Source organism: Halanaerobium hydrogeniformans, from assembly GCF_000166415.1.
Taxonomy (GTDB): Bacteria; Bacillota; Halanaerobiia; order Halanaerobiales; family Halanaerobiaceae; genus Halanaerobium; species Halanaerobium hydrogeniformans.
Genome location: NC_014654.1, coordinates 850,486 through 871,894 on the forward strand (window position 1 = coordinate 850,486; position 21,409 = coordinate 871,894).

The following is a 21,409-nucleotide window of genomic DNA, read 5'->3' on the forward strand; positions in this document are numbered from 1 at the left end:
GGTGTTTTATTAAACTTTAACAAAATAATCGATACAAAAAGTTATTATAGTGATTACAAATGGTAAAAAAGGAGAAAATGATGAGTAAAAAAGAACCGAATCAGTTAATTAAATCTCTTGATAGAGCTTTAACTATTCTAGAAAAATTGCTGGAATCGGAAAATGGAATGGGAGTTACTGAGCTCAGTAGAGAACTTGAACTACATAAAAGTACTGTTTACAGGCTTTTAGATACTTTAAAATACAGGGGTTATCTAGAAAAAAATGAAGATAACCAAAAATATATTGCAGGGATTAAACTTTTTGAATTAAGCAGCAGGGTTTTAAATGATATCGACAGTCGAATTAGGGTTAGACCCTATTTAGAAGAATTAATGGAAAAAACAAAGGAGACAATCCATCTTGGTATATTAGATGATGGTGAAATAATTTACTTAGATAAGGTAGAAAGCAATGCTACAATCAGGATGTATTCACAGATAGGCAGAAGGGTTCCTGTCCACTCTACAAGCCTGGGAAAGGCTATTTTGGCTCATCTTTCTGAAAAAAAAGTTAGAGAAATAGTTAATGATAAGGGTATGGAAGCTAAAACAGAAAATACTATAACCGATATAAATGAACTGCTTAAACATTTAAAAAAGGTAAAAAAACAGGGTTATGCTGTAGATGATGAAGAACAGGAAGAAAATATTCGCTGTATAGCTGCACCGGTTTTCAACCATAAAGGAGAGGTTATTTCTTCTTTCAGCCTGTCTGCTCCAATCAGCAGGATGGGTGAAGAAAGGATGGAAAAACTTAAAAAGCTGATAGTAGAATATTCAAATAAAATGTCAAGATCATTGGGCTATAATATTTGATTTATATATGATTATCATATAAAATACTTATAAACTAAAAATTATTAAGAAAACTAATTGAAAATTTTGGAGGCTTAAGAGATGGATAAAATAAAAATAGGTATCCCTCGTGCTTTGATATATTATTATTATTTTCCTTTTTGGCTGAAACTTTTCAGCTCTTTAGGGATGGAAGTAGTTGTTTCAGACCCAACATCAAGGGAACAACTAGATCAAGGCATTAAAAATTCTTTGTCAGAAATTTGTGTACCAATTAAAATAATTGTAGGTCATGTTTTAGATCTCCAGCAAAAAGGTGTAGATTATATATATTTACCTCGTTTTAAAAGTTTGAGGAAAGATGCAGTTTTATGTCCTAAGTTTTTAGGATTACCGGATTTATTTAGACACTCACTGCCACAGCTTAATGATTTTATAATTTCTGATACTATTGAATCAAAAAGTGATGATATTTCTGATTATAGTAATTATAAGCAGCTTGCGGAAGTATTAAATCTTGATAAATCTGAACTTAAAAAAGCTTTAAAAAAGGCTTCAGTTTTATGGCTTAGATTTAGAAAATTATTATTTGATGGCTATTTAATTGATGAGTTTTTAGCTCTTGATAATATAGGAGCAGTAGAAGCGAAAATAGATAAGCTAGAAAAGGCAACTGATTTACCACAGAGCAGGGCTGAGGTTGCTTTAGAAGAAGGAATGGAAGAGACTCTTGATATAGCATTAATAGGTTATGTATATAATATTTATGATAATTATGTAAATATGGATATTATCAATAAATTTAAAGAATTAGGAGTTAGGATCCACACTTTTTCTATGGTAAAAAATAAGATAATAGAAAAAGAATTAAAAGAGCTCCGGAAGCCAATGTTCTGGGAATTTACTAATAAACTTTATGGTGCCTCACAGCACTTTTTTAAAGATAATAAAATAGATGGATTGATTCATATTACTGCCTTTGGTTGTGGACCTGATTCAATCTTAGGGCAGATTTTAGAATTGGATGCCAAGAAATACGATAAACCTTTTATGACTTTAAGAATTGATGAGCAAACTGGAGAAAGTCATATCACTACAAGAATCGAGGCATTTATAGATATGCTGAGATTAAAAAAGGAGAGTAGTTAATAATGAGATTATCTTTTCCCTATATGGGACCAACTATAGTCTATGCTAAGCTTTTAGAACTGCTCGGCCATGAGGTAGTTATGCCTCCTAAACCAAATAAAGAAATTATTGATTTAGGAGTTAAATATAGCCCTGAATTTGCCTGTTTTCCTTTTAAGGTACTTACAGGTACTTATATAAAATTGATGGAAAAAGATGTGAAATACTTTGTAACCAGTGGAGGCCATGGGCCCTGTCGTGCCGGTTATTATGGCGAGGTACATCAGAGAATACTTGATGATTTAGGTTATGATGATGTTGAGATTATTGTTATTGATTCTATTCATGATGATTACAAATATTTTTATGATGTAGCAAAAAAACTTAAAGGAGATAGTTCCTGGCTGCAGGTATATAAGGCGATTAGAATAGTCTATGATCTAACAAAAGCCATTGATGAGGTAGAGAAGCAGGTAGAAATTTTAAGAGCCTATCATGAAAATTCAGTTATTAATAAAATCTGGATGGAAGCTGAAGCAGAGTTCTATAAGATCGAAGATAGAAATGATGTAGAAAGGGTTAAAAATAAATATTTACAAAAACTGAATCAATATTCAGATAAAATACCTGAAGAAAAAGATCGCTATAGGATTGGAATTATTGGTGAAATCTTTGTTATTTTAGAGCATTCAATTAATTATCAGGTTGAAGAAAAGGTAAATAAATTTGGTTTTGAGGTAGAAAGATCACTCTATTTATCTGATTGGATTAATGAAAATGTTATTCCCTTTGCCGGGAAAGAAATTGAAGAAATTGAAGAACTCGGTGAAGAATTTATCGAAATTCAAATCGGTGGTCATGCTCAGGAAAATATCGGCCATATCTTAGACTTTAAAAAGAAGGGTTTTGATGGTATCATACACATAAAGCCATTTGCATGTCTGCCTGAGTTGATCTCACAGAGTGTGATGGATGATTTATCAGAGAAATATGATATTCCGGTTTTAACAGTTTCTGTTGATGAACAAACAGCTGATGCAAATATATTAACAAGAATTGAAGCCTTTTTAGATATGATTAGAGAAAAAGACTATGAGGAGGTTGTGTAGATGAAAAATCTTTATCTGGGAGTTGATATTGGCTCAGTAAGTATCAATATAGTAGCAATAGATGAAGAAAATGAACTAGTTTTTAAATTATATACCAGGAATTCTGGCAATCCGATTGATCTAGTAAAAAAAGGATTAAGTAAATTTGAAAAAGAGATAGAATTGGATGACTTTAAGATTAGTGGAGTTGGAGTTACAGGAAGTGGAAGACAGCTGATCGCCTATGTTTTAGGGGCAGATACAGTAAAAAATGAGATTACCGCTCATGCCCGTGCTTCAACCTATTATCATCCTGATGCTGGTACTATCTTTGAAATAGGTGGTCAGGATTCTAAGCTAATAATTGTAGAAAATGGAATAGCGGTTGATTTTGCTATGAATACCGTTTGTGCTGCTGGTACAGGTTCTTTTTTAGACCATCAGGCAGAAAGACTGGGAATTCCAATCGAAGATTTTGGTGGTCTGGCCCATGAAGCAGAAAGAGATGTTAGAATTGCAGGCCGCTGTACAGTATTTGCTGAATCAGATATGATTTCTAAACAGCAGTATGGCTTTACTAAACCAGAAATAATTAAAGGGCTTTCAGAAGCTCTTGTGAGAAACTATATGAATAATCTGGTTAGAAATAGAGCTTTAGAAGGAGAATTCATTTTCCAGGGTGGTGTTGCTGCAAATGAAGGAATCAAAGCTGCCTTTGAAGAAGAAATCGAATCTGAGGTCACAGTACCTAAACATTATGATGTAATGGGAGCTATCGGTATTGCTATGCTGGCCAAAAGAGATGTAAAGAGAAAAGGTGTAGAAAGTCAGTTTAGAGGTTTTAATTTAACAGAGCAAGAATTTGAAACAAGTAGTTTTGAATGTAGTGATTGTGCAAATTGCTGTGAGGTTATCAGGGTGATAGCTGATGATAAGATAATTGCTGTAACCGGTGACCGCTGTGGTAAACACACTGCTGCCTCAATGACAGTAAACGATAGGAATCCCAAAAAAGATGAAAAAGAAAGCAGTAAAGAAAAAAAGGCTGAAAGAAAAGAAGAGGAAATAGAAGAGGTTGATCTTTATAAAGTTGATCCTGATAAAGAGAAAAAAGTTATGAAAGAGCTGGAAGAATTAGAAGAACAGGAAAGAGAAAAAGAAGAAGCAGAAGATAATGTATTATTATGATAGATAATGAGGTGGAGTATGGATTATAGATATGAAAGTGATAGTTTAGGTGAGGTTAAGGTGCCCAAAGATAAATATTATGGTGCTCAGACTGCTAGAGCTGTTGCCAATTTTCCTATTGGTGAACAAAAAATGCCGGTCGAAATCATTAGAGCCTATGGGATTATAAAAAAGGCAGCTGTCTTGGCCAACCACGAGCAGGGCTTAATAGATAATGAAAAAAAAGAATATATCATTAAAGCCTGTAATGAACTAATTGCCGGCAAATTAGATGAACATTTCCCAATATCTCTCTGGCAGACCGGTTCTGGTACTCAGACAAATATGAATGTTAATGAGGTGCTTGCCAATAGAATATCAGAAATAGCAGGAGAAAAATTGGGATCAAAAAAACCGGTTCATCCTAATGATCACCTTAATATGTCCCAATCTAGTAATGATACTTTTCCTACTGCTATGGCTGTAGCCGTAGTAAAAAAGACCAAAGATTATCTAATCCCAATTCTGGAAGAACTTAAAGCAGAATTGAGCAATAAAGCTAAAAAATATAAAGATCTGCCCAAGGTCGGTAGAACTCATCTAATGGATGCAACCCCGATAACCCTTGGTCAGGAATTTGATTCTTTTAGGGCCCAGCTTGGTGAAATCCTGGAGATTTTAAAAGATAGTTTAAAGTATTTAAAAAGACTGCCTATTGGTGGAACAGCTGTAGGTACAGCTTTAAATACCAAAAAGGGTTTTGATAAGCTGGCAGTTAAATATATTAATACAGAAACCGAAAAAAAATTTAAGGCTGCCGAAAATAAATCAGCAGGAATTTCTGCCCACAATAATTTTGTTAATTTTAGTGGTGTTTTAAAAACTCTGGCCGCTTTTTTAATGAAATTAGCAAATGATATTCGCTGGCTGGCTTCTGGCCCTCGCTGTGGAATTGCTGAAATAAAAATACCTAAAAATGAACCAGGTAGTTCAATTATGCCGGGCAAGGTTAATCCAACTCAGGCTGAGGCTCTTTTCCAGGCAGCAGCCCAGGTTATGGCCAATGATACGGCGGTTAATATCGGTGGCAGCAGTGGTAATTTTCAGCTTAATACTGCTAAACCATTAATCATCTATAATATACTGCAGTCTATTAACTTAATCGGTGATAGTGTAAAATCATTTCAACAAAGATGTTTAAACGGAATAGAGGCTGATGAGGAGAAAATAAAAGAATATCTTGAGCAGTGTTTAATGCTGGTAACTGCTTTAAATCCCATTATCGGTTATGATAAAGCAGCCGAAATTGCTCAAAAAGCTTATCAAGAAAATATTTCTCTAAAAGAAGCTGCAGTTAAACTGGATTATTTAAGTGCAGAAGAATTTGATAAATACATAGACCCTGCTGATATGACAGAGCCAAATCTGGATTAAATTAATTTTTATTTAAAAAAAGGAATATTGATCTAAATTATTCAAAAGAGCAGGTTTCTGCTCTTTTCGTCATTAATTTACATTTTTATAAAAAATGCCACAAAATAAAGGAATTTTCTAATATATATTGAAATATATTAAAGAGTGAATTGACGGCAGAGAGACTAGCTTAAAAAAAATAGAGCTTAGCTTACCTTCGTGTTACGAGCTTAGAAAGATATATGCGAAGGGAGCTGGATCTTAATGAAAAAGTTTTACGTTGCCATTACAACAGCATTAATTACTTTTGGTACTGCAATTTCAGTACTGGCAGAATCAAGTAGATGGGGTTAAAACTTAAGTAATACCTTTAACCTGTCCGTCATTCACTCACTTATAAATATACTAAAAATATAGTAGTTAATAAAATATTAATTAACAGAGGATGTTTTAAGATGGATAAAAACTTAAAACTATATTTAACAACAATTTTTACAGCTGCCTTTTTAGTTTTTTTGCGTCTAGGCAGCAGCTATATATTTGATTTTGCTCTGAATGAGGTGCTTTTTTTTACTGCAGCTCTTTTGATATTAAGTAATATGAGCATGTTATTTAATAGTATCTCTAAGGTTATAACATCTATGAACCTGCCGATTTTGCTGACGACCTTTGTTGTATTAAATCCTTTCTGGGCTGCAGTGGTATCTGCTGTAGGTACTACAGAATTTAAGACTAGAGAAAGTGGTTTTATCTGGTTTAAATTTTTATTTAACAGAGCTGTTTTTTTCCTGAGCGCAGCTGCCGGTGCTTTAGCTTTTAATTTTACCCAGGCGCGGCTGGGGGAAAGTGGTTTTCCATTTTCAGCCCTTCTGGCAGCCAGTCTAATTTATTTTCTGGTAGATAATATTTTAGTTTACATAGTTCTATATTTAGCTGAAAATGATATTAAACAAACTTCTTTAATTAATTATTTTTTCGAACTTTCTAAAAATTTAGTTACATCTTATTTTATCGGTATTATACTATTTGCTTCCTATATTTATTTTGGCAAGGTCTTTTTTGCTCTGGTAATTGTATTATTATATGTGATTAAAGATTTCTTTTATTCGCGTTTACAGCAGATCAACTCCTATACCCAGATCGTGGAGAGCTTTTTAAAGGTTATCGATTCTAAAGATCATTATACTGAAGGCCACTGTAAGCGGGTAGCATATTACACCTATCATCTCTGTAAACAGCTTGGATTATCAAAAACAAAGTCAGAAAAAATAATCAATGTGGCTAAAATTCATGATATAGGTAAAATTTATGTTAATGATGAAGTATTAAAAAGTTCTGATAAATTATCTAATACTCAGTATCAGGAGATAAAAAAACACGCAGTTTATGGATATCAACTTTTGAAGGATATAGATATTTTAAAAGAAGAACTGGATGTTTTATTACACCATCATGAGCGATGGGATGGGACCGGTTATCCTGATGGTCTTTCCGAAAAAGAGATACCAATTGGGGCCAGGATATTAAATATCACGGATTCTTTTGATGTTATGACAACAGGAAGAAGTTATAAAGCACCATTAACAAAAATGGAAACAATAGAAGAATTAGAGATCTGTTCTGGCAGTCAATTTGATCCAGAAATTGCTGCAGAAATGATTAAACTGATTGAAGATGGGCATTTTGACAACAACTTTTTAAGAGAGGATTTAATTAGTGAGTACCAATTTTCTATAGAATATTAAAAATGGGGGTCTGGCTTGGCTATGGAGAAGAATATTAAGAATTTAATTCAGGAGTTAGATGGTGTGGTCTCATGTACTTTAACTGGTGGTAATGAAGTAGACGAAATACATATTATTGCTGATCAAAAAAGAGATCCAAAAAGGATTGTAAGAGATGTAGAAACAGTATTTTTGGTTCATAATGATCAAAAAATTGATCATAAAAAAATTAGTATTGCAAGAATTAGAAGTGATTTTTCCCAGGATATAGAGAAAATGGCTTCAAATAGGGTTGAATTAATCTCTGTTTATACTGAAAATAATCGTTCTCGCTGTATGGTGATAATGGAAATTAATGAAGAGCGAATAGAAGAGAGCTTCGAAGCTCAAGTTGGAGAAAGTATCGAAAAACTAATTGCCAGGTCAGTGATAGAAGTTTTAAATAGATACTTTAAAATTGAAGGACGTTTGATTGTAGAAGATGTTTTTACGGTAAAAGGAAAAGAAGATTTGGTAATTGCACAAGTATCTAAATTTGAAAGCCAGAGAAATCGACTGGCAGAAAAGTTGGTTGGAGCAGTTTATCTAGATAATAATATGGCTTTAGCAATTGCAAAAGCCTGTTTGAAGGCGGTCAATCGTCAGTTAACAGCTTAATTAGCTCTGCTTAATCTGGGAATAAAAAATATAAAACTGGGTCCCAGCTTACCGGCTTTTTTATCAGAAATATTGCTGAAACTGCAATTTAATTTGACATAATAAATAAACTCTGCTACAATATGAATGAACATTCATTCAAGGAGATGATTAATGTGGGTCAGGAAACTAAATTAAAGATCAGAAATGCTGCAGTTCAGGTAATATCTAAAAAGGGCTTTTATAATACAAGAATGTCAGATATTGCTGAAGAGGCAGAACTTGCTGTTGGTACCCTCTATAACTATTTTAAGAGCAAAGATGAAATCTTAGAATATATTTTCAAAAAAGAAATGGAAAGAAGAATGGAGATAATGGCAGAATTAAGAGAAAAAGATATCTCCACTAAAAAATTTCTTAAAGAATTTTTAGATAGACATTTTGAAGTATTAATCAGGAATCCTCATTTAGGTAGAGTGGTTGTCAGGGAAAAAGATTTTTCTGGTAGAGAAAAGTCAGGCAATATTCAAAAGTTTATAGAAACATTAATCAAAGCTTTAGAAAATATATTTGTTGAGGCTATAGAAAACTCTGAGATTAAAGATCTTGACCCTCATTTGATGGCAGTTTTCTTTTTTGGGGCGATTCATGGAATTATAGAACATGCTCTAACTAAACCAGAAATAATGATGTTAAAAGATGCTCCGGAATTTATTATGGCGAGAATAGAGCATATATTTATCAAATAATATTTATTCATCATTAATGAATGTATATTCATTTTCTAATTAAATTTTGATTTCTGGGCCAGAACTATTTTCAATGAAAGCAAATTAATGTGAGCTGTATCACGGAATTAAATAGAGTAAAGCACTATACTTAATGTACTGAATGAATAATCATTCATATTTGTAGATGGCGATATAAATTAAAATTAATCAAAGGGAAGGATGATAAAGATGGAAATAATCAAATTAGAAGAACTAGAAGGAAAGAAAAATAAAAGAGGTGTAGTTGCAAAGGCAGTTTTGAAAAATGATAATGCTCAAGTTATGAATCTAGTTTTAAGTCCAGGTGATGTAGTACCTCCACATCAGGTACCGGTAGATGTATTTTTCTATATTGTTGATGGTAAAGGAACTCTAAGTATTGGTGATGATTCAGCTGTTGTAGAAGCAGGTACAGTTATAACCTGTCCAACAAATACCAAGATGAAACTTGAAGCTGATCAGGGAGAGAAATTTGAAGTTTTAAATGTAAAAACACCTTCACTCTAAATTATAAAGTGTTTCCCAGGGAAAGTTCCAGAATAAGCCGGCTGTTTCTGGCAGCTGGTTTTTTAATCTCAATAAGTGAATGAACATTCATTCAAAGGGGTATTGATAATATGAAAGCTAAAATAGCCATAATCTTAGTATTTTTCTTTAGCCTGTTATTTTTAGTGACCGGCCTTCAGGCAGCAGAGCATAATCAGTATAATTTAGAAGAATATCTAAAAGAAGCAGTTGAAAAAAGTAGAGAACTTGAAGATTTCAAATTGGCTCTATTAGAAAAAGAAATTAATTTAAAAACGGTTAAGGCAGATCAAGAAGTATCACCTTCACCATTAAATTTAAGACAGGCAGAGTTGGAATTAGAATTAGCCGAAAAAGAACTAGAAAAGAAAAAAGCAGATTTAATTTATCAATTTCTAAACGACTTTTTTAATTATTATAAAACAGAAAACTTGATTGCTCTTCATCAAAGATATCTAGAAACTTTTAAAATAGAATTTGCTAATATTCAGCAAAAATACGAAGAGGGTATATTAATAAAATCAGATATTTTTCAGGCTGAAGTTGAGTTAAACAGGGTTGAAGCTAATCTAAAAGCTGCCAAAAGAGATCATAATAAGATTAGCTATAAATTAAAAGATAATCTTGGCTTAAGTTATGATAGAAAATTAAAAATAACTTTTTCTGAAGCTGATTTAAAAGATTTTAGATTGGATAAAAGTTTAGATTCATTATTTGAGCTTGCTTTAGATAATAGAATAGAAGTTGAGTCTGCTGAAGTTAATAATGAGCTGCAAGAAATAAATTATAGATTAGCTCAGCAGGATTATAATCCCTGGCTGCAGGAAAAAAGGGCTGAAAATGAATATTTGAAGGCAAAAAATAATCTTGCTTTAACAAAATCAAGGATTAAAATAGATCTCAATAATCACTACCAGGATTATTATAAAAGTAAAGCTGATATAGAAAGCCAGCTTAAACTTAAAGCAAGTTTTGAAGAAGCACTTAGGGTTAAAAAACTATATTTTACAGAAGATTATATAAGTGGAACCGAATTTTTAGAGGCAAAAAATGATTTGTATAATGCGGAAATAAATTATCTTCACACAAGAATTGATAATTACCTGGCATTAGCAGAATTATATTTAAGTGCCGGTGACTTCAAGGAGCTGTTTAGCTATGTTGAAAAATAAAATAATTACAGCAGCTTTAATACTTTTAATGATCTTTTCTGCCTTATTTGTTAATTATGAAAATCTTAAGGCAGCCGAAAGATTGGATTTGAGTACTGCTATAGAGATGGCACTTAAAAATAACCGCAATTTCGAAGCTGCCAGGAATAAACTGCTTCAGGCAGAAAAGCAGAGTGAAGCTGCAAAAACAATTATGAATTCAAAATTATTTGCTGAAACCGCCTGGCAGAGCGAAGAATTAAATCAATCGGGAGACTTCATTGCTTCATTAAATTATCAGAAATTATTGGCCCAATCTAAAGGAACTAAGGCAGTTCTTCAAAAAGCAGAACTTGAACTATTAATAGCTAAGTTAAACTTTGACAAAAATAGAGAAGAAGTTCTTCATAATTTAATTAAACAGTACTATGCTATTTTAAGTATTAATGAAAAAATTGAAAGTCAAAAAGTGATAATTGAAGAAGCTGAATCATTTTTTGCAGATGCTAAAGCTCGATATGATGATGGTTTGTTAACAGAGGCAGACCTTTTAGAATTAGAAATTAACTTAGATAAAAGTTTAGATGCTTTAGCTAATTTAAAAAATGAAGAGCAGAGGGCTAAAGAACACCTGGCCAGATTAACTGCCTATCAGGAGACCGATTTTATAGTTCAAGCTCCAGAAAAAGACTTTGAGGTATATGAAGCTAGAGAAATGCTAATAGAAAAAGCATTAAATAACCGCAGTGATTATTTAACTCAGGAGTTAGAGCTGGAAATAATAAAAAGTGAAATAGCATATTTAGATAGTGAAAAAAGAGCAGATCTTAATTTGAGAGGCGAATATATATTCGAAGATGGCAGGATTAAAGCAGCTTTTAATGATGACTATCAGCTCAGCTTAAAAGGATCATTTGATACCATCGATAAAGAGCTTGTTGATAGAGATATGCTGCAAAGTGAAGAAACAATTAAATTGATAGATAATTTAACTGAAGAAAGTGAATGGAAAATAACAGCCTCAATTTCCTATGAATTTTCAGATGGAGGCAGAAAAAAAGCAGAAAGCAAAGCCTTAGAAGCTGGCTATAATGCCCTTCATTTAAACAGGGAAGATTTAGAAGAGGAGCTTAAAATAGAAATTAAGCATTTAGTAAATAAAATTAGAGAGGCAGAACAGAAGCTTTTAACTGCTGAAAAGAATCTAGAAAAAAGTAGATTACAGTATCAAAGCTCTAAAAATAGATTTGAACAGGGTGCAATAAATCAAAGTCAATTGATAACTTCTCAGCGTCTTTTTAGAGAAGCCGAGGATAATAAGATTAATGCTGATTATAATTTATCACTAACTAAATTAGAACTGCTTGCTTATTTAGAAATTATTTATCAAGAAATTTTTGTCAGCAGTCTGGAGGTATAAGATGAAGAAAAACTTTAAAAAATATTTAATCATAGCTCTGATAATTATAGTAGGTATAGCTGCTTTATTGCTTATAATTCAGCTGAGAAATAGAGAAGCAGAAAAAAGAGAAGAATTAGATTTAGGAGTACCTGTAGAAACTTATCAGCTTAGAAAAGATGATTTAGAAATAATACTAAATTATAGTGGTACGGTTAGTTATTTAAATAAAGCAAGAATTTTTCCGCAAACTCAGGGAGAGATTATTGACATTTATGTAGAAGAAGGTCAAAATATTGAAGCAGGAGAAGTATTAGCAAAATTAGATGATCGTGAAATCAGAAACAATTTAAGTCAGGCAGAGATGGCAAAACAAGAAACAGAGCTTGCCTATAAAAAAGCCGAGCTTTCACTTGAAAACTCCAAAAACAACTTAGTACAGAGCAGAGCTGCTTTAAATGAAGCTAAAAGCGATTTAGAACAATGGCGTAAAGACTATCAAAGGGACAAAAAATTATATGAAGAAGATGTAATTGCCAGAGTGAAATTTGAACAGAAAGAAAATCAATATCTAAAGGCAAGGTCAAGGGTTGAGAGCCTGGAGGCTGCACTTAATATTGCAAGAACGGCTATAACTATTGCCGAGTCTGATCTAGAGATAAGAGAAAGCCAATTAAATCGGGCAGAAAGCGAATTAGAAAATGCCAGAATAAGACTTGATAATACAGAAGTAAAGGCACCTTTTTCAGGTATAATCCTGGATAAAATTTCTGAAAAAGGAGAAATGGCAGCCAGTTCTCAGCCTATATTTCTGGTATCAAAATCAGTAGAACAAATAGAGGTAGAAAGTCATATAGGAATGAGTGACCTCAATAAAATCGCGATTGGCACTGAGGCTGAAATAACTTTTTCTAATTTAAAGGGAGAAAAGTTCAGAACAGAAATTAGTGAAATTTCTCCTATCTCCAATCCTCAAAATAGAACACCAAAGATTAAATTTAAAATTGATAATAGGGAGCAAGTATTAAAAGATGGAATGGCAGCATCTTTAAAAATAATTGCAGACAAAATTGAAAATGAGCTAATTATTCCCAATCAAGCTATTTTTGAATTTAGAGATCAAGCCCATGTTTATGTAATTAAAGATTCTCAAGCAGAATTAAGAAAAATTGAGCCCGGGATAAGTGATGGCCATTCTACTGTTGTTGAAGGTGGACTAAATGAAAATGAAATAGTAGCAGTTTCAAATATTAATGAACTTAGAGATGGAGCAGCAGTATATTTAAGATCAGAACAGATTGAAAATGGAGATGATTAAGCTATGACACTCTCAGACTTTTCGGTAAAAAACAAATATACTACAATTGCTGCTGTAATAGCGATCATTCTACTTGGGATTGCTGCAGTTTTAGCTTTAAATATTCAGTTGAATCCTGATATAGATCCGGTTATTGTAACGATTCAGACTTCATATCAGGGGGTTTCAGCTTCTGATATAGCAGAGCAGATAAATGAGCCTTTAGAGGAAGAATTAGGTACTATTGAAGGTATAGATAGTATTAGTTCTGATGCTATGGAAGGTATCTCGATCATAACAGTTGAATTTGATTATGATCAGGATATAAATGTTGCAGCAGTTGATGTGCAAAATACAGTTAATCAAATAAGAAATCAGCTACCTGCAGATATAGATGAACCTCAGGTTAAGAAATTTAGTACTGCAGATAGACCGATTTTAACCTTAGCAGTAAGTGGTCCACGTTCAGAGATTGATTTGAGAACTCTGGCAGATAATCAGCTCACAAATCGTCTGCAGCTTGTCAGTGGAGTTGCTAATATAGATGTGTATGGAGGTAAGGTAAGAGAAATACAGATCAATGTAGACCGGGATAAACTGAACAGCTATAATATTTCAATAGCACAGATTGTAAACAGATTGGACAGTGAGAATGTGAATCTGGCTGGTGGAAGACTGAGCAGAGATGAAAGTGAATATTCGATTAGAACAATTGGAGAATACAAAAATTTAGAAGAGATGAAAAATTTAATAATTCACTCTCATAATTCCCAGAATATTTATTTACGTGATATTGCTGAAGTAAATGACAGTTTTGCAGAACTAAGAAATAAGTTTAGGGTTGATGGAGAAGAAACAGTTGCTATAAGTATTCAAAAACAGCAGGATGCAAATACTGTGCAGGTTGTAAACAATATTAAAGCTGAACTAACAAATCTTGACAGGGAATTTCCAGATTTAGAATTTCATATTACAGATGATCAGTCAGATCTGGTTAGACTGGTAATAAATAATATGGCCAGTACCCTTTTGATTGGTGTTCTTTTAACAATATTAGTTATTTTCCTATTTCTTGATAGCTGGAGAAGCACCCTGGCAGTAACGATTTCAATCCCGACAACCTTTGTTTTAACCCTTGCTTTAATGAGAGCTTTTAATTTAAGTTTAAATATGGTTACAATGACAGGACTAATCTTATCGATCGGGATGCTGGTAGATAATTCTATTGTAATAATTGAAAATGTTACCCGGCATTTTGAAGAGTTAAACAAATCTGCTTTTGAGGCAGCTATTGATGGAACAAATGAAATGATCCTTGCTGTTATTGCCGGGACCACAACCTCTATGATAGTTTTAACTCCAGTTATGTTTATCGGTGGATTTGTCCAGCAGATGTTTAGACCTTTATCAATGACATTATTGTTTGCCTGGACAGGTTCTGTATTAAGTTCATTTACCATCGTTCCCCTTGTCTTATCTTTAGTTTTAAAAGCTAAAGATATAAAAAAATCTAATTATAGCAAGTTTAACATTTTTAAAAAAATTACATCTGCCTTTTCTGCTGTTTTAGATAAAAGTAGAGAAATATATTTAAAATTGCTGGAAAAATCCTTAAATAACAGGGCGATTGTAATCACAGCTGCAGTAGTCTTATTAATTATTACCATAAATTTAATTCCCTTGATTGGTGCTGAGATGACACCCGTAATGGATAGCGGCCAGAGCTATATCTCTATAGAAACAGAGGCTGGCTCATCTTTAGAAAAAACTGAAAGAATTTCTAAAGAGGTCGAAGCAATTGTAGAGAAAATACCTGAAGTAATTATTTATTCAAATCAAATCGGCTTTGAACCCGGTTCTGGTACTCAGGCAGTTACCGGTGCTAATGGAGTACAGCAGTCATTTATGTCATTAATTTATGAAGACAGAAATAATAGAGACCGTTCTATCTGGGAAATTCAAAGTGAATTAAGAAATGAAATAGCTAAAATTCCTGGAATCAAAGCTTTTGTTGTTGAAGAAGCAGTTTCAACAGCTGTTTCAACTACACAGGCTCCCCTAGTTCTCAGGGTGAGTGGAAGGGACCCGGCTTTACTTGAAGCTATTGCTAAAGATTTAGCAGAAGAGATTAGAGCTGTTCCTGGAGCAACTAATCTTAATTTACGCTGGTCTTTAGATCATCCAGAATACTGGGTTAATATAGATAAAGAAAGAGCTGCTGAAGTTAATTTGAGCAGTAGAGAGATATCTCAACAGATTGCTGCTTCCGCAAGAGGAATAGAAACTCAAAATGATTTTAAGGTTGAAGGTCAAAAGAATATTAACATTCTGGTTAAGTATAGGGATGAGCAGATCTATTCTCAGGGTGATTTAGAAAACATTATAATTATTACTCCTCAGGGAGAAAATATTCCTTTAAGAGAATTAGCAGAGATAGAGATTCAGAGAGGTCCTAATCTTGTCAGTAGAGAAAATATGCAGTATACTCTTGATATTTTAGGATTTACCGAAGATCGAGCGATGAGCATGGTAACATCTGATATTAACAGTATTTTAGAAGATTATTCTCTACCGGCAGGATATAATGCTGAGATAACTGGTGAACAGGATGATATGGAAGAAGCCATTGGTAGATTGGCAGTAAGTTTAATCTTTGCTATAGCCTTTATCTATTTGCTGTTAGTTTCTCAGTTTAAATCACTGCTGCATCCTTTAACGATTATGCTTTCTTTACCACTTGAACTGGTTGGAGTAGTTGCAGTACTGTTAATTACAAATACCTATCTTTCTATGCCTGCTATGATGGGGGTAATACTTCTGTCTGGAATTGCTGTAAATGATGCTATTCATTTGATTGAATTTATTATAGAAAGAGAAAAAGAAGGGATGTCAACCTTTGCTGCTATATATGAAGGTGCCAGACTTCGTTTTAGACCGATTTTGATGACTACCTTCTCTACTTTAGCTGGTATGACACCACTGGCCCTGGAATTAGCAGTTGGTACTGAGCAGTATTCGCCACTGGCAAAAGTGGTAATGGGTGGATTATTTTCTTCAACCATGCTGCTTTTAATTATAGTTCCAGTTGTTTATTCACTATTTGAAGATCTTAAGCTTAAATTAGCAAAATAATAATTTTTAAACTAAGAGCCTATTTAAATTAGGCTCTTTTTGCTTGCAGACTATTTGCTGCTCTTTTGGCAGTTCTAACTGTACTTCTGTCTATGTGAATTTAAAATATTAAAATAAAAAAGAATATTTATTTAAATTTCTGCTAAAAAAACATATAATGGTCTTAGATTAAATATTTTAAAGGGAGGGCTCAAATTGAAATTTAACTTTCAGGACTATCCATTTAGATCAAAGAGGATGGCATCATTCTCAAAACGGGGAATGGTTGCCACTTCTCAGGCTTTAGCTTCTCAAGCAGGATTAGAGATCCTCAAAAAAAGTGGGAATGCAGTTGATGCAGCTGTTGCAGCCGCAGCCTGTTTGACTGTTGTGGAACCATGTTCTAATGGAATTGGCTCAGATGCCTTTGCTATGGTTTGGATTGATAATCAACTTTATGGCTTAAATTCCAGTGGGCCAGCTCCTAAATCGATTTCCATCCAGGCTTTAAAAGATAGAAATATCACTGCAATGCCTAAATACGGTTTTATTCCAGTAACCGTTTCTGGTGCACCTGCTGCCTGGGCAGAACTTAACGAGCGTTTTGGCAGCTTATCACTTGCAGAATGTTTAGCTCCAGCAGTTAAATATGCCAGAGAAGGTTTTGCAATTACTCCGCTTACAGCAGCAGCCTGGAAAAGAGCATTTGCAGAATACAAAAAAGAATTAAAAGGCGAAGAATTTGAAGAATGGTTTAAAGTATTTGTACCTGGTACCAATCCACCTGAGGCTGGTGAAGTCTGGCACTCAAAAGATCATGCTGAGACCCTTGAAAAAATTGCTACCACAAATGCCAAAAGTTTTTATCAGGGAGAGATAGCCCAAAAAATTGTGGATTTTTCAAATAAATATGGTGGCTTTTTGCAATTAGAAGATTATGCAGATTTCAGTCCTGAATGGGTTGAACCATTAAGTGTAAATTATCGTGGTTATGATGTCTGGGAGCTTCCTCCCAACGGCCAGGGGCTGGTAGCTTTAATGGCTTTAAATATTCTGAAACACTTTGATATTTCAAGTATGTCAGCTGTTGAAAGATATCATAGAGCTATTGAAGCTTTAAAATTAGCTTTTTCAGCTGGTAAAAAATATATTACTGACAGCAGAGATGTTGATTTTGATTACCAGGATTTTTTAACTGCTGATTATGCTCTGCGGAGAAAAGAGCTGATAACCGATCAGGCAATTTCTCCACCTCCAGGTAATTTGCCTGCTGGAGGTACCGTTTATCTGGCAGCTGCTGATAGTGAGGGAAATTATGTTTCTTTTATTCAGAGTAATTATATGGGCTTTGGCTCTGGCCTGGTGGTACCTGGTACCGGTGTTGCACTCCAGAATAGAGGTCATAATTTCAGTCTTGACCCGGAAGCTCATAATGCGCTTAAAGGCGGTAAAAGAAGCTATCATACCATAATTCCCGGTTTTTTAACTAAAAACGGGAAGCCGATTGGTCCCTTTGGAGTTATGGGAGGTTTTATGCAGCCTCAAGGTCATCTCCAACTTTTAATTAATACAATTGATTTAAATTTAAATCCCCAGGCTGCCCTTGATGCACCTCGCTGGCAGTGGATTGAAGATAAAAAGATAAAATTAGAGGCGGATTTTCCTGAACGGGAGGCCAAATTACTGGCTGCTAGAGGTCATGAAATAGAACTCAGTCTCGATTCCTCAACATTTGGCAAAGGCCAGATGATCTGGAGAGATCAGAAAGAAGAAGTACTAATAGGTGGGACAGAGCCCAGAGCAGATGGTGCAGCTGCAGTTTATTAAAGCTAAATCCTGTGAATAGCTTGATTAGATCACTTTAATGAGATAAAATAAGCAAAAGATCAATAAGTAAAAAACAGCTAGGAGATGATAAGATGATCAAGGTCAGTATAGTTGGTGCTACTGGATATGTGGGAATTGAATTAATGAGATTACTGCAGCAGCATCCGCAAGTAATAATCAAAGATCTAATTTCAAAAAGCAATGCTAAGAAAAAGCTGGTAGATGTTTATCCTCAATTTAGAGGCTCTAAACTCGAAAATTATACTTTAATTGCTCTAGAAGATTTTCAGCCGGAAGATAGTGATCTCATATTTAGCGCTCTTCCCCATGGCGTATCACAGGACATTAGCTCCCAGTTAATTAAATCCGGGACAAAAATAATAGATATGAGCGGTGATTTTAGATATCATGATATAGAAATATATGAAAAATGGTATGGAGTTGAACATAAGCATCCTGAACTTGCTAAAAAGGCAGTTTATGGACTGACAGAATTAAATAGAACCCAAATAAAAAACGCGGAGTTTATTGCAAACCCGGGTTGCTATGTAACAGCATCACTGCTTGGTATTTTACCTTTGATAGACTCTGATTTAGTAAAAACTGAATCGATAATTATTGATGCCAAATCAGGTGTCAGTGGAGCTGGAAGAAGCTTAAAAAGCAACCTACTTTTTACAGAATGTCATAATACAATGAAAGCATATAGTCCGGCAGTACATAGACACAGTTCAGAGATCGAATATATTTTAAATGAGTTTTTGCAAGGAAGTTATGATAGCAGATCTTCTGAACAGAGGGCTGAGATTCTTTTTACACCTCATTTAATTCCTATCAAAAGGGGAATTCTGACAACTATTTATCTTGACTGCAAAAGAAAAAGTTCTGATAGCGAAATTTTTAGTCTATATGAAGATTTTTATGGACAGGAAAAATTTGTTCAGGTCTTAAAAGATGAGCTGCCAGAGATTAAAAACATAGCAGGCTCTAATTTTGCTCAGCTTGGCTTTAAATATGATCAAAGAACTGATAGAATAATAGTAATTTCAGTTATTGATAATATGCTTAAAGGAGCTGCAGGACAGGCAGTCCAGAATATGAATGTCTTATTTGGTATTGATGAGGATACAGGTCTACAGGCAACTGCCCTATTTCCTTAAAACTATAGTAAATCCAGAAATTTGAGAGCTAAAATTTAAGCACTTTTATAATGCTTGAGGAGGAGAGTAAAATAGAAGAACTAATAGAGAAGGCATATGTTTTAATCGAAGCACTACCATATTTTAAGGACTATTATGGCAAAACTTTTGTGATCAAATATGGTGGAAGTATTATGGCTGATGAAAAACTAAAAAAGAATTTAATTGAAGATATTACCCTGCTTAAATATGTTGGTATTAACCCGGTAATCGTCCATGGTGGAGGTCCTGCTATCAATAAAACACTTGATAGATTAAATATTAAAGCAAATTTTGTTGATGGACTAAGGGTTACAGATAAAGAAACAATGGAAATTGTAGAAATGGTTTTATCTGCCCAGATTAATAAAGAAATTGTTTCTTTGATTAATCAAATGCAGGCCAGTGCTGTTGGTATTTCCGGTAAAGATGGTAATCTAATTAAAGCGGTAAAAAAGACTTTTGACTCAAAAGAAAAAGACCTTGGTTTTGTGGGTGAAGTAGAAAAAATAAACCCAGAGCTTGTTGAACAATTAATAGCAGATGGCTATATCCCTGTAATTGCACCAATTGGAGTTAGTGAAAGCGGAGAAACATTAAACATTAATGCTGATAGTGTTGCAGGAGAGTTAGCAGTTGCACTTAAGGCAGAAAAGTTGATTTATTTAACTGATGTAGATGGAATTCGTTATGATCCTGAAGATGAAAACAGCAGGGTTTCGAAATTAACATTTGCTGAAATTGATGAATGGATAGAACAGAAAAAGATTAAAGGGGGAATGGTGCCCAAGGTTAAAGGTTGTAAACAGGCTGTTGACTCTGGGGTGCTGAGAACCCACATTTTAAATGGTTTAGTACCACATCCACTTTTACTTGAGATCTTTACTGATCAGGGTGTTGGAACAATGATAATTAAAGAATAGCAAAGGAGTAGATAGTATGGAGATAGCAGAAATTATTCAGAGTGATAAAGAACATTTTATGACCGTTTATGGTGGTAGATATCCTCTTTATGCTGAAAAAGCTGAAGGAATAAAAATCTACAGTAAAGATGGTAAGGTATATCGTGATTTTTTATCTGGTATAGGTGTTAATTCTATCGGTTACAGTAATCAGCGTTTTAAAGAGGCTTTAAAAGATCAGATTGACAAGATTATTCACTGTTCAAACTTTTATTATATAGAACCCCAGGCAGAGCTGCAGAAGAAATTATGTGATAACTCTGCTTTTGATAGAGTTTTTTTCGCCAATAGTGGTTCTGAAGCTAATGAGGGTGCTTTAAAACTGGTTAGAAAGTATTTTAGAAAAAAAGGTAAAAAGAAATATGAAACCATCACTGCTGACAGATCATTTCACGGGAGAACGATGTCAACAGTAACAGCAACCGGTCAGGATAAATATAAAAAGCCATTTGCTCCTTTACCAGTTGGTTTTAAAACTGTTCCCTTTAATGATTTAGAAGCTTTAAAAAATGCTGTTGGAGAAAAAACTGGAGCAATTATGCTGGAGCCAATTCAGGGTGAAGGAGGAATTTATCCAGCCAAGCAGGAATATCTTGCCGGTGTAAGAGAATTATGTGATGAGAAGGATATACTGCTGATCTTTGATGAAGTACAGTGTGGTATGGGCAGAAGTGGAGAACTCTTTGCCTATCAGCATTATGGAGTTGAACCCGATATTATTACCCTTGCCAAAGCACTTGGTGGTGGAGTACCAATTGGTGCTTTTCTGGCTAAAGAAGAGGTTGCAGCAGCTTTTGAACCGGGAGACCATGGAACTACCTTTGGTGGGAATCCACTCGCAACCAGAGCGGCTTCTGAAGTGCTTGACATTATGCTGGCAGATGGCTATTTAGATAATGTCAAAAAGATGGGAGAATATTTTATTGCTGAACTTGATAAATTAATTGAGAGAAGTGATAATTTAGTTGAAAGTAGAGGGATGGGTTTGATGCTGGCCCTTGAGCTTGCTGAAGATCTATCTGCAAAAGAGCTTACCCAGCTCTTATTTGAAAGAGGCTTTTTGGTTAATGCTGTTAAAGATCATACACTTAGATTTTTACCACCCTTTGTGCTTGGAAAAGAAGATATTGATTTATTAATCGAAAATATTGAGGAGATTATCAATTTTTAGTTAAATAAATATTTTGTTTGAGAGGC

Annotated in this window: 16 protein-coding genes and 1 pseudogene; all 17 read left to right on the top strand. The window is 33.9% G+C overall.

The genetic code is table 11. The features are described 5' to 3' along the window. Positions 1-80: 80 nt before the first annotated feature. Positions 81-857, top strand: a complete 777-nt coding sequence (locus HALSA_RS03770) for an IclR family transcriptional regulator (protein WP_013405286.1) — start codon at positions 81-83, stop codon at positions 855-857. Between the two features lie 90 nt (positions 858-947). Further along, positions 948-1,985: an acyl-CoA dehydratase activase-related protein gene (locus HALSA_RS03775; protein ID WP_041595949.1), complete on the top strand. Its 1,038-nt coding sequence runs from the start codon at positions 948-950 to the stop codon at positions 1,983-1,985. Positions 1,986-1,987: 2 nt separating this feature from the next. Continuing rightward, positions 1,988-3,073, top strand: a complete 1,086-nt coding sequence (locus tag HALSA_RS03780; protein ID WP_013405288.1) for an acyl-CoA dehydratase activase-related protein — start codon at positions 1,988-1,990, stop codon at positions 3,071-3,073. Beyond that, positions 3,074-4,027 (top strand): annotated as a pseudogene (locus tag HALSA_RS03785) (acyl-CoA dehydratase activase); the annotation flags it as partial. Positions 4,028-4,258: 231 nt separating this feature from the next. Beyond that, positions 4,259-5,653: a class II fumarate hydratase gene (gene fumC, locus HALSA_RS03790; protein ID WP_013405290.1), complete on the top strand. Its 1,395-nt coding sequence runs from the start codon at positions 4,259-4,261 to the stop codon at positions 5,651-5,653. Between the two features lie 434 nt (positions 5,654-6,087). Beyond that, the gene (locus tag HALSA_RS03795; RefSeq protein WP_013405291.1) at positions 6,088-7,377 is read left to right on the top strand and encodes an HD-GYP domain-containing protein; all 1,290 of its coding nucleotides are present in this window, start codon (positions 6,088-6,090) and stop codon (positions 7,375-7,377) included. A gap of 21 nt (positions 7,378-7,398) precedes the next feature. Next, on the top strand, positions 7,399-8,013 hold the full coding sequence (locus HALSA_RS03800; RefSeq protein WP_013405292.1) for a hypothetical protein: 615 nt from the start codon (positions 7,399-7,401) through the stop codon (positions 8,011-8,013). Between the two features lie 146 nt (positions 8,014-8,159). Then, entirely contained in the window at positions 8,160-8,741 is a 582-nt protein-coding gene (locus HALSA_RS03805) for a TetR/AcrR family transcriptional regulator (protein ID WP_160143051.1), read from the top strand. Positions 8,742-8,951: 210 nt separating this feature from the next. Further along, a complete protein-coding gene (locus HALSA_RS03810; protein ID WP_013405294.1) occupies positions 8,952-9,269 on the top strand; it encodes a cupin domain-containing protein in 318 nt (105 codons plus the stop codon). Positions 9,270-9,379: 110 nt separating this feature from the next. Beyond that, a complete protein-coding gene (locus HALSA_RS03815) occupies positions 9,380-10,459 on the top strand; it encodes a TolC family protein (protein WP_013405295.1) in 1,080 nt (359 codons plus the stop codon). Further along, positions 10,446-11,858, top strand: a complete 1,413-nt coding sequence (locus HALSA_RS03820) for a TolC family protein (protein ID WP_013405296.1) — start codon at positions 10,446-10,448, stop codon at positions 11,856-11,858. The genes HALSA_RS03815 and HALSA_RS03820 overlap by 14 nt, the downstream gene beginning before the upstream one ends. A gap of 1 nt (position 11,859) precedes the next feature. Then, complete coding sequence (locus tag HALSA_RS03825) at positions 11,860-13,155, top strand: efflux RND transporter periplasmic adaptor subunit (RefSeq protein WP_013405297.1); 1,296 nt, start codon at positions 11,860-11,862, stop codon at positions 13,153-13,155. A gap of 3 nt (positions 13,156-13,158) precedes the next feature. Beyond that, positions 13,159-16,266, top strand: coding sequence for an efflux RND transporter permease subunit (locus HALSA_RS03830; protein ID WP_013405298.1), 3,108 nt, complete (start codon positions 13,159-13,161; stop codon positions 16,264-16,266). 237 nt (positions 16,267-16,503) lie between these two features. Continuing rightward, positions 16,504-18,072 (top strand): gamma-glutamyltransferase family protein, encoded by a 1,569-nt coding sequence (locus HALSA_RS03835; RefSeq protein WP_049773920.1) that lies wholly within the window; start codon positions 16,504-16,506, stop codon positions 18,070-18,072. A gap of 92 nt (positions 18,073-18,164) precedes the next feature. Beyond that, positions 18,165-19,232 carry an N-acetyl-gamma-glutamyl-phosphate reductase gene (argC, locus tag HALSA_RS03840; protein WP_013405300.1) on the top strand — a complete coding sequence of 356 codons (1,068 nt, stop codon included), beginning with the start codon at positions 18,165-18,167 and terminating at the stop codon, positions 19,230-19,232. 50 nt (positions 19,233-19,282) lie between these two features. Then, the gene (gene argB, locus HALSA_RS03845; RefSeq protein WP_013405301.1) at positions 19,283-20,173 is read left to right on the top strand and encodes an acetylglutamate kinase; all 891 of its coding nucleotides are present in this window, start codon (positions 19,283-19,285) and stop codon (positions 20,171-20,173) included. Between the two features lie 16 nt (positions 20,174-20,189). Then, positions 20,190-21,383, top strand: a complete 1,194-nt coding sequence (locus tag HALSA_RS03850; RefSeq protein WP_013405302.1) for an aspartate aminotransferase family protein — start codon at positions 20,190-20,192, stop codon at positions 21,381-21,383. The last annotated feature ends 26 nt before the right edge of the window (positions 21,384-21,409 follow it).

Bases quoted from the DNA above. Each gene is read 5' to 3' on its own strand.
- HALSA_RS03770 (WP_013405286.1), top strand. From the start codon at position 81: ATGAGTAAAAAAGAACCGAATCAGTTAATTAAATCTCTTGATAGAGCT.
- HALSA_RS03780 (WP_013405288.1), top strand. From the start codon at position 1,988: ATGAGATTATCTTTTCCCTATATGGGACCAACTATAGTCTATGCTAAG.
- fumC (WP_013405290.1), top strand. From the start codon at position 4,259: ATGGATTATAGATATGAAAGTGATAGTTTAGGTGAGGTTAAGGTGCCC.
- HALSA_RS03795 (WP_013405291.1), top strand. From the start codon at position 6,088: ATGGATAAAAACTTAAAACTATATTTAACAACAATTTTTACAGCTGCC.
- HALSA_RS03800 (WP_013405292.1), top strand. From the start codon at position 7,399: ATGGAGAAGAATATTAAGAATTTAATTCAGGAGTTAGATGGTGTGGTC.
- HALSA_RS03805 (WP_160143051.1), top strand. From the start codon at position 8,160: ATGATTAATGTGGGTCAGGAAACTAAATTAAAGATCAGAAATGCTGCA.
- HALSA_RS03810 (WP_013405294.1), top strand. From the start codon at position 8,952: ATGGAAATAATCAAATTAGAAGAACTAGAAGGAAAGAAAAATAAAAGA.
- HALSA_RS03815 (WP_013405295.1), top strand. From the start codon at position 9,380: ATGAAAGCTAAAATAGCCATAATCTTAGTATTTTTCTTTAGCCTGTTA.
- HALSA_RS03820 (WP_013405296.1), top strand. From the start codon at position 10,446: ATGTTGAAAAATAAAATAATTACAGCAGCTTTAATACTTTTAATGATC.
- HALSA_RS03825 (WP_013405297.1), top strand. From the start codon at position 11,860: ATGAAGAAAAACTTTAAAAAATATTTAATCATAGCTCTGATAATTATA.
- HALSA_RS03830 (WP_013405298.1), top strand. From the start codon at position 13,159: ATGACACTCTCAGACTTTTCGGTAAAAAACAAATATACTACAATTGCT.
- HALSA_RS03835 (WP_049773920.1), top strand. From the start codon at position 16,504: ATGGCATCATTCTCAAAACGGGGAATGGTTGCCACTTCTCAGGCTTTA.
- argC (WP_013405300.1), top strand. From the start codon at position 18,165: ATGATCAAGGTCAGTATAGTTGGTGCTACTGGATATGTGGGAATTGAA.
- argB (WP_013405301.1), top strand. From the start codon at position 19,283: ATGCTTGAGGAGGAGAGTAAAATAGAAGAACTAATAGAGAAGGCATAT.
- HALSA_RS03850 (WP_013405302.1), top strand. From the start codon at position 20,190: ATGGAGATAGCAGAAATTATTCAGAGTGATAAAGAACATTTTATGACC.